The sequence below is a fragment of the Pseudomonas guariconensis genome (assembly GCF_024127895.1).
Lineage (GTDB): Bacteria > Pseudomonadota > Gammaproteobacteria > Pseudomonadales > Pseudomonadaceae > Aquipseudomonas > Aquipseudomonas guariconensis_B.
The window spans coordinates 48,044-58,019 of sequence record NZ_JAMYBK010000027.1 but is presented as its reverse complement, the minus strand read 5'-3'; the positions used below and the strand labels follow the sequence as shown (position 1 = coordinate 58,019).

General features: G+C 63.9%; 11 protein-coding genes and 1 pseudogene. 2 read left to right on the top strand and 10 right to left on the bottom strand.

The window, feature by feature from the left end; genetic code table 11:
* Positions 1 to 143: 143 nt before the first annotated feature.
* Positions 144 to 608 carry a hypothetical protein gene (locus tag NJF35_RS21285; protein WP_225788132.1) on the bottom strand — a complete coding sequence of 155 codons (465 nt, stop codon included), beginning with the start codon at positions 606 to 608 and terminating at the stop codon, positions 144 to 146.
* 376 nt (positions 609 to 984) lie between these two features.
* Between NJF35_RS21285 and NJF35_RS21280 the strand changes: the two genes are divergently transcribed.
* On the top strand, positions 985 to 1,611 hold the full coding sequence (locus tag NJF35_RS21280) for a response regulator transcription factor (RefSeq protein WP_225788133.1): 627 nt from the start codon (positions 985 to 987) through the stop codon (positions 1,609 to 1,611).
* A 45-nt stretch (positions 1,612 to 1,656) separates the two neighbouring features.
* On the opposite strand, the gene NJF35_RS21275 is transcribed toward NJF35_RS21280, so the two are convergent.
* The 8 genes and pseudogenes from NJF35_RS21275 to metG form a co-directional block, all read right to left on the bottom strand.
* Positions 1,657 to 1,833 carry a PA3496 family putative envelope integrity protein gene (locus tag NJF35_RS21275; protein ID WP_225788134.1) on the bottom strand — a complete coding sequence of 59 codons (177 nt, stop codon included), beginning with the start codon at positions 1,831 to 1,833 and terminating at the stop codon, positions 1,657 to 1,659.
* Between the two features lie 104 nt (positions 1,834 to 1,937).
* Positions 1,938 to 2,576, bottom strand: a complete 639-nt coding sequence (nth, locus tag NJF35_RS21270; RefSeq protein ID WP_225788135.1) for an endonuclease III — start codon at positions 2,574 to 2,576, stop codon at positions 1,938 to 1,940.
* Between the two features lie 4 nt (positions 2,577 to 2,580).
* Positions 2,581 to 3,105, bottom strand: a complete 525-nt coding sequence (locus NJF35_RS21265) for an Rnf-Nqr domain containing protein (RefSeq protein WP_253091449.1) — start codon at positions 3,103 to 3,105, stop codon at positions 2,581 to 2,583.
* Positions 3,098 to 3,700: an RnfABCDGE type electron transport complex subunit G gene (locus NJF35_RS21260; RefSeq protein ID WP_253091448.1), complete on the bottom strand. Its 603-nt coding sequence runs from the start codon at positions 3,698 to 3,700 to the stop codon at positions 3,098 to 3,100. Before NJF35_RS21260 ends, NJF35_RS21265 begins: the two co-directional genes overlap by 8 nt.
* Entirely contained in the window at positions 3,697 to 4,668 is a 972-nt protein-coding gene (locus tag NJF35_RS21255; protein ID WP_225788138.1) for an RnfABCDGE type electron transport complex subunit D, read from the bottom strand. The genes NJF35_RS21260 and NJF35_RS21255 overlap by 4 nt, the downstream gene beginning before the upstream one ends.
* Positions 4,669 to 4,684: 16 nt before the next feature.
* Positions 4,685 to 5,497 (bottom strand): annotated as a pseudogene (locus NJF35_RS21250) (RnfABCDGE type electron transport complex subunit B); the annotation flags it as partial.
* A complete protein-coding gene (locus tag NJF35_RS21245; protein WP_225788139.1) occupies positions 5,494 to 6,042 on the bottom strand; it encodes an Rnf-Nqr domain containing protein in 549 nt (182 codons plus the stop codon). The pseudogene NJF35_RS21250 and the gene NJF35_RS21245, both read right to left, overlap by 4 nt.
* A 222-nt stretch (positions 6,043 to 6,264) precedes the next feature.
* A complete protein-coding gene (metG, locus tag NJF35_RS21240; RefSeq protein WP_225788140.1) occupies positions 6,265 to 8,304 on the bottom strand; it encodes a methionine--tRNA ligase in 2,040 nt (679 codons plus the stop codon).
* A gap of 158 nt (positions 8,305 to 8,462) precedes the next feature.
* On the opposite strand from metG, the gene apbC reads away from it, so the two are divergent.
* Entirely contained in the window at positions 8,463 to 9,557 is a 1,095-nt protein-coding gene (gene apbC, locus NJF35_RS21235) for an iron-sulfur cluster carrier protein ApbC (protein ID WP_253081548.1), read from the top strand.
* Positions 9,558 to 9,685: 128 nt separating this feature from the next.
* Here the strand turns inward: apbC and NJF35_RS21230 are convergent, their stop codons facing one another.
* Positions 9,686 to 9,898: a cold-shock protein gene (locus NJF35_RS21230; protein ID WP_043213073.1), complete on the bottom strand. Its 213-nt coding sequence runs from the start codon at positions 9,896 to 9,898 to the stop codon at positions 9,686 to 9,688.
* Between the last annotated feature and the right edge of the window lie 78 nt (positions 9,899 to 9,976).

Here is a 9,976-nt window from a genome sequence, read left to right as displayed (position 1 = left end):
CCCGCTCCCACAGGATCGTGCATTCCTTGAGGTTTGCAGCGTACTTGTGGGAGCGGGCTTGCCCGCGAAGGGCCGCAAGGCGGCCCCAATGGCTTAAGTGAACAGCATTACGGCCTTGTGCCGGTTTTTTTCAAGCCCCAGGATCAGCGGGGCGTCCACTTCTCTTCGCCATGCTCCAGGGCGTTCACCGACAGGTGAATGCAGGTCCGGGTATCCAGGTTGTGGAGCACCCAGGTGCGTGCGCGCGCATGAGGCTGGGTCAGGGTCCGCAGGATATGCTGCTCGATCATCTTGCGCGTATCGGGGCCGGATAGCGCAATGGTCATGGCTTTCCGTGCATCGGCCTGATCCGTACTCACCTTCGACGACGAGGCGTCAGCCTGGGCTGCCGGTTCCGGCCGTGCCGGCTGGTACAGCGACCGATAATTGAAGTTCAGGGTGAGAAAAAACAATACCGTCAGGAAAAACGGAAAACCGACCAAGAACCAGGTGTAGATCGTCTGGCTGTTTTCGCTGAGAAACGGCAACGATGCCAAGGCGGACGCCTCGATGATGCCGGCGAAGATGGCGATGATCGTCAGGGGACTGATGGATTCTGTATGCCGCATGGCGCTTGCCTGATTAGCGATTTTTCCTATCTCTATCCCGTTCCCGTTGTGGACGGAAAGATGGATTATTTCCCGCTGAAGCAATACTTCCTTAATTCTGCCCGATTGCAGTTATTAATTACCGATACGACTGGAATATTCCTTCAGTTAGGAAGAACGATACGAACTTGGCCCGGGTAGAAGTCAGTGCTAGCGTTTGGGCATCTTTGAACGGGCGGCCGATGGGACTGCCCTAAAAGCAAGGCTGTAGGATATTTCTCTAACTTATGTAGGCTTCTTCTTTGTCTGGCCGTGTGCCGTAAATCACCGCACCATTCAGTGATTGGCTAAGTTATTGTGGTGCTTCAAATTAGAATAACGAATCAATGGATATCGCATGAATAAAGTGCTTATCGTGGATGATCATCCGGTTATCCGCCTGGCCGTACGCATGCTGATGGAGCGGCATGGTTACGAGGTGGTGGCGGAAGCCGACAATGGTGTGGATGCTTTGCAACTGACCCGGGAGTGCCTGCCCGATATCGTGGTGCTGGATATCGGCATCCCCAGGCTCGATGGGTTGGAGGTCATCGCCCGCATGACCGGTGCCAGTCCGGGGAGCAAGGTCCTGGTACTCACCTCCCAGGCGCCAGGGCATTTCTCGATGCGTTGCATGCAGGCCGGCGCTGCTGGCTACGTATGCAAGCAACAGGAACTGACCGAGTTGCTCAGTGCGATCAAGGCGGTATTGTCCGGATACAGCTACTTCCCCAACCAGGCCTTGCACAAGAGCCGTACCTGCGTGAATGGCGGCAGCGAGAAGGAAATGGTCGAACGTCTCTCCGGCCGGGAGATGATGGTGCTGCAGCAACTGGCGCGCGGCAGGAGCAACAAGGAAATCGCCGACAGCATGTTCCTCAGCAACAAGACCGTCAGTACCTACAAGACCCGGCTGTTGCTCAAGCTCAATGCCCGGTCGCTGGTCGACCTCATCGAACTTGCCCAGCGCCACGACCTGACCTGAAACGCAAAAGCCTCCGCAAGGGAGGCTTTCTCGGGTGTCCGATGGCTACAGGTCGTAGTCGTAGTCGGCCAGCTGCTTCTGCAGGCGCCGCTCCTCGAGAAGGTTGTCGATGGTGCGGCGTTTGCTCAGGTTGGTCTTCGCGGGTTCCACCGGAGGCTCTACGTCGTCTTCCAAGGTGGTGAGATCATCGTCGATCGACAGGTCGTCTTTATCGGTGCTCATGATTTACTCCAAGCCAAGGGGCCATTGGCCGTCCTTATAGCGAGAAAGCCGAGTCCGGTAAAAAAGATTTTTTCAATCGTATACGCGCGTTTTTCTCTATTGCTTCAATCGTCCGAGGTCTTGTGCTTGTACTCGCACAAATCCTCGATACGGCAGCTTCCACAACGCGGCTTGCGGGCCTGGCAGACATAGCGGCCATGCAGGATGAGCCAATGGTGGGCGTCGAGCAGGTAGTCCTTGGGCACGAACTTGACCAGCTTCTTTTCCACCTCCAGCACCGTCTTGCCGGGGGCGATGCCGGTCCGGTTGCTGACCCGGAAGATATGGGTGTCGACCGCCATGGTCGGTTGCCGGAAGGCAGTGTTGAGCACCACGTTGGCGGTCTTGCGGCCTACCCCGGGCAAGGCTTCGAGCGCTTCGCGGGTCTGGGGTACCGCACTGCCATGCTGCTCGATGAGCAGGCGGCAGGTCTCGATGATGTTCTTCGCCTTGCTGTTGTACAGGCCGATGGTCCTGATGTATTGGCTCAGGCCATCGACCCCCAGGGCATAGATGGCCTCGGGGGTATTGGCGACCGGATACAGGCGGGCGGTGGCCTTGTTGACACCCACGTCCGTCGCCTGGGCGGAAAGGATCACGGCGATCAGCAGTTCGAAGGGGGTGGTATAGGCCAGTTCGGTCTTGGGGTCGGGATTGTCTTCGTGCAGCCTGCGAAAGATCTCCAGGCGTTTGGCGGCATTCATGGGGTCAGAGGCTTCCTTGACGGCGTGAGGGGGCAGGGCCCGGACGCAGACGATTGTACAAGGCCAGCAGTAGGCCGAGCAGTATCAACCCGCCCGGGGCCAGGCTGGCCAGGTGCAGGCCCGGCCCCAGGGTCAGCCATTGGCGGCAGGCGCCGAGCAGCACGTACAGGGCCAGCAGGCCGGCGAGATGGATCGCCAGGTAGCGCCAGCGTGATGCGTCGGGGAGCAGACAGTCCGCTGCCAGGCACTGCACGCTGAGCAGGGCCGGGTAATGACCGAGCGTCAAGGCAAGCGGCAGGGCCCAGGCCCGCAGCCCCAGTTGCAGGCAGCTCGCCAGGGCCGCCAGCAGCAGCAGGCTCGCCAGCAGGCGCGCGGCCCCGGTAAGTGACGCGCGCAGCGGGGCCATCACGCCCTGGTGCAGCACCATCAGCACCAGGGTGCTCAGGCCTATCGTGATGGCTTGTGCCAGTGTCGAAGTTGCGCCGAGCAGCGGCACGAGGCTGATGCCCGGCAACCAGAACCTATTCATGGGCGTCTTCCCCCAGCAAGGAGGCACGGTGTTCGTCAAAGTAGCGCAGGGCATCCTGCAGCGCCGCGATCACTGCGCGCGAGGTGACGGTGGCGCCTGCCAACTGGTCGAACTCGCCCGGGTCGCGTTTCAGTGCCCAGCTGCCTGCGCGCGTACGGCCCGAGAACTGCTCCAGCCAATGCGCCTGGGGATCGGCCAGGCGGGCGCCCAGGCCTGGGCTCTCCTGTTGTTCCAGCACCTGTATCCCCAGCAGGCGCCCGTCCGGATCGATGGCGATCATCAGCAGGATCGGCCCGCCATATCCCTGGGTCTGGCTGCGCAGCAGGATAGCGCTGGGTTTGCCGGCTCGTGTCGCGCGGTAGCCGGCCAGCAGCTGGCTGTGGGGCAGGCGCGTAGCGGCCAGGGGCAGGGGCGCTTGCAGGGGCTGGTTGTCGTAGCTGTCCTGGGGAAGTGCCGCCAGCCAGCGCCGGGCGTGCAGTTGCTGTTCGGCTTCGGCGATCGGGGCCTGGGTCCACTGGCGCCAGGCCAATGTCACCGCCACGGCCAGGCCGGCGATCAGTGCCAGCAGCACGGCATTGCGCAGCGCCGGCGTCATGGGGTGGCCTGCTGGCGGCGTGCGGCCTGGCGCTCCAGGGCGGGCACGGCAAGGTTCATCAGGAGGATGGCGAATGCCGTACCGTCGGGGTAGTTGCCCCAGGTGCGGATCAGGTAGATGAGCACGCCGGCGCCGAGCCCGAACAACAGCCGAGCCAGGGGGGCCTTGGGGCCCGACACCGGTTCGGTGGCGATGAAGAAGGCGGCCAGCATGGTCGAACCGGAGAACAGGTGCAGCAGCGGCGAGCCGTTGGAGTCGGAGCCCGAACCGTTCCAGCACAGCAGGCTGAACAGGAACAGGCCCGCCAGCAACCCGGCTGGCGCATGCCAACTGATGACCTTGCGCTGCAGCAGGAACAGCCCGCCAAGCAGGAACGCCAGGTTGACCCACTCGCTGTCGCGCCCACCGATGCTGCCGAATCCCGGATGCTGGGCGAACAGTTCCTCGACGGTCAGGCTGCGATTATGGCGCAGGCCGTCGAGCACCGTGGGCTGGGCCCAGGCATCGATCTGCCCGTGGCCGGTGAAGGCCAGTTGCAGGCTGTCCAGGAACCCGCTCGCCTGGCCCGGCCACTGGGTCATCTGCAAGGGAAAGCTCAGGAGAACGAAGGCATAGCCGACCATCGCCGGATTGAACAGGTTGCGGCCGACGCCACCAAAGGCCTGCTTGCCGATGCCGATGGCCACGGTCGCGGCGATGACCGGCAACCACCAGGGCGCATGGGGGGGAAGGGCGACGGCCAGCAGCACGGCGCTGACCAGGGCACTGCCATCGGCCAGTGCCGGTGCCGGGGGCTGGCCGCGCATGGCCAGCAGCAGGGCTTCACAAGCCAGGGCGGTGCCGGCACACAGCAACAGGTTGAACAACACCCCCCAGCCCTGGAGCCAGAACAGGCTCAGCAGGCCCGGCACGCAGGCCAGCAGCACCAGGCCCATGGCCGAGCGCAGGCGTGGGTCAGGCGCTGACATGGCCTGGCCCGGCCAGCAGAGCATCGAGGCGTTGCTGGGCCTGTTCGGCGGCCGCTTCCAAGGCGTGCAGTTGGGCGCGTTGTGCGTCGTTGGGGGTAGCGCCGAAGGCGCTGCGGGCTTTGCTCAACTGCGCGCGGCTCATGGCCGCGGCGATCTTCGCCTGCTTCAGCGTGGCATCGGCATTGGCGGCCTTCTGCGCCTTGACCCGCTCGATGGCCGCCTTGATCGGGTCTTGGGGGGCGGCGCTGTCGGGCGTCGAGACGGCCGCGCCTCGCTGGCGCGCCAGCTGCTGCGCCTGCCGGCGTGCTTCTTCGCGTCGCAACCTGGCATTGCGTTGTTCATGGCGATGACGGGCATGGTCGCGTCGCTGGGTGCGTGCGCTCAATTGCTCGGCGGTACGTGCCAGGCCACTGACGATGGGCACCACATTGTCCGGTACGGCGACCAGGTCGATGCAGTCGACCGGGCAGGGGGCCAGGCACAGGTCGCAGCCGGTGCACTCGCTGGCGATCACCGTGTGCATCAGTTTGGCGGCGCCGACGATGGCATCCACTGGGCAGGCCTGGATGCACTTGGTGCAGCCGATGCATTCGGCTTCGCGGATATAGGCCACCTGGGATGGGGCGCTGCCACGGGTCGGGTCGAGCGCGATCACCGGTACATCCAGCAGTCGTGCCAGTGCGGCGATGGTTTCGTCGCCGCCCGGCGGGCATTTGTTGATCGCCTCGCCAGCGGCCAGCCCCTCGGCGTAGGGGCGGCAACCGGCATGGCCGCACTTGCCGCACTGGGTTTGCGGGAGCAGGGCGTCGATGCGTTGAATCAGGCTCATTGTGTGAATAATCCGTTGAAACCGGAGAAGGCCATGGCCATCACCCCGGCGCCGAGCAACTCGATGGGCAACCCGCGCAGGGCGACGGGCATGTCGATATGATCGCTGCGCTGGCGCAGGTCGTCGAACAGCGCCAGGGCGAGCCAGAAGCCCAGCCCGCCGGCCAGGCCCCAGGCCAGGGTCGCCAGCCATCGTTGCGGGTCGTGGGAGGCCTGCAACAGCAAGCCTAGCAGCACGACAGTGGCCGCCAACTGGGTGGGCATGTGCTCCAGCGGCCAATCAGGCCGCAGGCGTGCCAGCAGGCGTGGCACACCCCAGGCCAGTAGGGCGAGCAGGGGCAGGAACAGGAACAACTGCAACGCCTGCAAGCCCAGCGGCACCAGCACCAGGGCCTGCAGCAGCTGCCCGCAAGTCAGCCCCAAGGCGATCACCAGTGCGCCGGACAGGCCGAGCGCATGGATCCGCAGGCGAGAGACGGGCTCCCTGTGCAGGATCAGGTGAGTGACCAGCGCAGCGCTGACCAGGACCAGGATGTAGTCGCTCATGGGGATGCCGATGGCTGGGAGCTGCCGTCATTAAACATAGCTTATTGAGGTAGCAGAGGGCCTGTGGGGCGGGGCCCTGTGCTGGTCAAGCGGTGCCTTGCAGTCCTGGGGCCGCTTCGCGCCCCATCGCCGGCAAGCCGGCTCCCAGGTATTGCACAAGCCCCGGGGGCGGCGCTTTTCTTGTGGGAGCCGGCAAGCCAGGCCCCACCGGGGCCGTGCTGCCTACTTGATGCGCTGGCCCGGCTTGGCGCCGCTGTCGGGGCTGAGCAGGTAGATTTCCTCGCCGCCAGGGCCGGCCGCCATGACCATGCCTTCGGAGACGCCGAAACGCATCTTCCGTGGCTTGAGGTTGGCCACCATCATGGTCAGGCGACCCTCCAGCTTGGCAGGGTCGGGGTAGGCCGACTTGATGCCGGAGAACACGTTGCGGCGCTCGTCACCGATGTCCAGGGTCAGGCGCAGCAGCTTGTCGGCACCTTCCACGGCCTCGGCCTTGACGATCAGTGCCACGCGCAGGTCGACCGCGGCGAAGGTGTCGAACTCGATCTCGGCCGACAGCGGATCCTTGGCCAGTTCGCCATTGCCGGCCGGAGCTGCCGGTTGGGTGGCGGCCAGGTCTTCCTTGCTGGCGGCGACCATGGCTTCGACCTTGGCTGGCTCGATGCGGCTCATCAGCGCCTTGAACGGGTTGAGCTTGTGGTTTTCCAGGCGCGACAGGTGATCGTTCCAGGTCAGCGGGGCGACGTTGAGGAAGGCTTCGGCATCGGCAGCCAGCACCGGCAGCACCGGCTTGAGGAAGATCACCAGGTGGCGGAACAGGTTGATGCCCTGGGCACAGATGGCCTGGACCTCGTCCTGCTTGCCTTCCTGCTTGGCCAGGGCCCAGGGCGCCTTGTCGGCGATCCAGGCGTTGGCGCGGTCGGCCAGGGCCATGATCTCGCGCATGGCGCGGGCGAAGTCACGGCCTTCGTAGGCCTCGGCGATCGAGGGGGCGGCATTGAGGAACGCCTCGCTCAACTCGGGCGCGGCGTCACCGGCAACCAGTACGCCGTCGTTGCCCTTGTGGATGAAGCCTGCGCAGCGGCTGGCGATGTTGACCACCTTGCCGACCAGGTCGGAATTGACCTTCTGCACGAAGTCGTCCAGGTTCAGGTCGAGGTCGTCGACGCCGCGGCCCAGCTTGGAGGCATAGTAGTAGCGCAGGTATTCCGGGGCCAGGTGGTCCAGGTAGGTGCGCGCCTTGATGAAGGTGCCGCGCGACTTGGACATCTTGGCGCCGTTGACGGTCAGATAGCCGTGCACGTTGATGCCGGTCGGCTTGCGCAAGCCCGAGCCTTCGAGCATGGCCGGCCAGAACAGGGCATGGAAGTTGACGATGTCCTTGCCGATGAAGTGGTACAGCTCGGCCGTGGAGTCTTCTTTCCAGAACGCATCGAAGTCCAGCTCCGGGCGGCGCGCGCAGAGGTTCTTGAAGCTGGCCATGTAGCCGATCGGCGCATCCAGCCAGACGTAGAAGTACTTGCCCGGCTCATCGGGGATCTCGAAGCCGAAGTACGGCGCATCGCGGGAGATGTCCCATTCCTGCAGCCCGGAGTCCAGCCACTCGGCGAGCTTGTTCGATACTGCTTCCTGCAGGGTGCCGCTGCGGGTCCACTGCTGCAGCATGGCCTGGAAGTCCGGCAGCTTGAAGAAGAAGTGCTGGGAGTCACGCAGCTCCGGGGTGGCGCCGGAGATCGCCGACTTGGGGTTCTTCAGCTCGGTGGGCGCGTAGGTGGCGCCGCATTTCTCGCAGTTGTCGCCGTACTGGTCCTCGGCCGCGCACTTGGGGCAGGTGCCCTTGATGAAGCGGTCGGCCAGGAACATGCCTTTCTCGGGGTCGAAATACTGGGTCACCGAGCGGGTGGCGATGTGCCCGGCATCGCGCAGGCGGGTATAGATCAGGCTCGACAGCTCGCGGTTTTCCTCGGAGTGGGTCGAATGGAAATTGTCGAAGTCGACCAGGAAGTCGGCGAAGTCGCCGCTGTGCTCGGCCTGGACATTGGCGATCAGCTGTTCAGGGGTGATGCCTTCCTTCTCGGCGCGCAGCATGATGGCCGAGCCGTGGGCGTCGTCGGCGCAGACATAGATGCACTGGTTGCCACGCAGCTTCTGGAAGCGAACCCACATGTCCGTCTGGATGTACTCGAGCATATGGCCAAGGTGGATGGAACCATTGGCATAGGGCAGGGCGCTGGTGACGAGAATCTGACGTGGCTCGGACATGGTGGCTCGGCTACTTAATCGGCTACGGGTGAAGAACAAGGATGATCGGCCACTATAAAGCGCCGACGAATATATTTCACCCCAAGGACGCATCTGTTGACGACTGACGGGTTAGCATAGGTGCCTGTTCCACATTCGAATTGCCAATGGGAGTCTCCATGAGTGCCGTCACACGTGCCGCCGTCGAAGGCGTGCTTCGCCAGTACACCGACCCCTACCTGAACCAGGATCCGGTCAGCGCCGGCTGCGTGCGCACCATCGATATCCAGGGCGGGCAGGTCAAGGTGCAACTGCAGTTGGGCTATGCCGCCGGGTTGTTCAAGAACGGTTGGGCGCAGGTGCTGGGCACGGCCATCGAGAACCTCGAGGGGGTCAGTGCCGCGCAGGTGTCGATCGACTGCGTGATCGCCGCGCACAAGGCCCAGGCCCAGGTACCGGCGATGGCCAACGTGAAGAACATCATCGCCGTGGCCTCGGGCAAGGGTGGGGTGGGCAAGTCGACCACCGCCGCCAACCTGGCCCTGGCCCTGGCCCGCGAAGGTGCCCGGGTGGGTATTCTCGATGCCGACATCTATGGCCCGAGCCAGGGGGTGATGTTCGGCATCCCCGAAGGTACGCGCCCGCAGGTGCGCGAGCAGAAGTGGTTCGTGCCGATCCAGGCCCATGGGGTGGAAGTCATGTCCATGGCCTTCCTCACCGACGACAACACACCGATGGTCTGGCGTGGCCCGATGGTGTCCGGCGCCCTGCTGCAACTGGTGACCCAGACCGCCTGGGATGACCTGGACTACTTGGTCATCGACATGCCGCCGGGCACCGGCGATATCCAGCTGACCCTGGCGCAGAAGGTGCCGGTGGCCGGCTCGGTGATCGTCACCACGCCGCAGGACCTGGCTTTGCTGGATGCCAAGAAGGGCGTGGAGATGTTCCGCAAGGTCAACATCCCGGTGCTGGGCGTGGTGGAGAACATGGCCGTGCACATCTGCTCCAATTGCGGCCATGCCGAGCACCTGTTCGGCGAAGGGGGCGGCGAGAAGCTGGCGGCGCAGTACGGCGTCGACCTGCTGGCCTCGCTGCCGTTGTCGATGCTGATCCGCGAGCAGGCCGACAGCGGCAAGCCTACCGCCATCGCCGAGCCGCAGAGCCAGATCGCCATGGTCTACCAGGAGCTCGCCCGCCAGGTGGGAGCGCGGATCGTGCTGCAGGAAGCGGCGGCGCCGGCGATGCCGAGCATCACCATCAGCGAGGATTGACGCCTTCGTGGGAGCGCCCCGGTGCCGGTTCTGCTGCCATTGGGGCCGCTTTGCGGCCCATCGCTACAGATTGCAGGCACAAAAAAACCCGCCAATTGGCGGGTTTTTTTGAAGCGCGTAAAGAAGGATTAGCCTTCGATGCGAACTTCTTCAGCCTGCATGCCTTTCTGGCCGCGGGTAGCGACGAAAGTAACAGCTTGGCCTTCTTTCAGGGTTTTGAAGCCGTCAGCCTGGATGGCCTTGAAGTGTACGAACAGGTCGTCACCCGACTGAGGGGTGATGAAGCCGTAGCCCTTCTCATCGTTGAACCACTTGACGGTACCGGATTGGCGGTTGGACATGGTCTGTCTCCTTGGACAAAGTTGGTTGCGGCACAGGAAACGCCCTGGCCGGGACTGAGTGCAAAGAGAGCGGAAAAT

Excerpts from the sequence above, each read along its gene's own strand:
- NJF35_RS21285 (WP_225788132.1), bottom strand. The coding sequence starts at position 608 with ATGCGGCATACAGAATCCATCAGTCCCCTGACGATCATCGCCATCTTC.
- NJF35_RS21280 (WP_225788133.1), top strand. The coding sequence starts at position 985 with ATGAATAAAGTGCTTATCGTGGATGATCATCCGGTTATCCGCCTGGCC.
- NJF35_RS21275 (WP_225788134.1), bottom strand. The coding sequence starts at position 1,833 with ATGAGCACCGATAAAGACGACCTGTCGATCGACGATGATCTCACCACC.
- nth (WP_225788135.1), bottom strand. The coding sequence starts at position 2,576 with ATGAATGCCGCCAAACGCCTGGAGATCTTTCGCAGGCTGCACGAAGAC.
- NJF35_RS21265 (WP_253091449.1), bottom strand. The coding sequence starts at position 3,105 with ATGAATAGGTTCTGGTTGCCGGGCATCAGCCTCGTGCCGCTGCTCGGC.
- NJF35_RS21260 (WP_253091448.1), bottom strand. The coding sequence starts at position 3,700 with ATGACGCCGGCGCTGCGCAATGCCGTGCTGCTGGCACTGATCGCCGGC.
- NJF35_RS21255 (WP_225788138.1), bottom strand. The coding sequence starts at position 4,668 with ATGTCAGCGCCTGACCCACGCCTGCGCTCGGCCATGGGCCTGGTGCTG.
- NJF35_RS21245 (WP_225788139.1), bottom strand. The coding sequence starts at position 6,042 with ATGAGCGACTACATCCTGGTCCTGGTCAGCGCTGCGCTGGTCACTCAC.
- metG (WP_225788140.1), bottom strand. The coding sequence starts at position 8,304 with ATGTCCGAGCCACGTCAGATTCTCGTCACCAGCGCCCTGCCCTATGCC.
- apbC (WP_253081548.1), top strand. The coding sequence starts at position 8,463 with ATGAGTGCCGTCACACGTGCCGCCGTCGAAGGCGTGCTTCGCCAGTAC.
- NJF35_RS21230 (WP_043213073.1), bottom strand. The coding sequence starts at position 9,898 with ATGTCCAACCGCCAATCCGGTACCGTCAAGTGGTTCAACGATGAGAAG.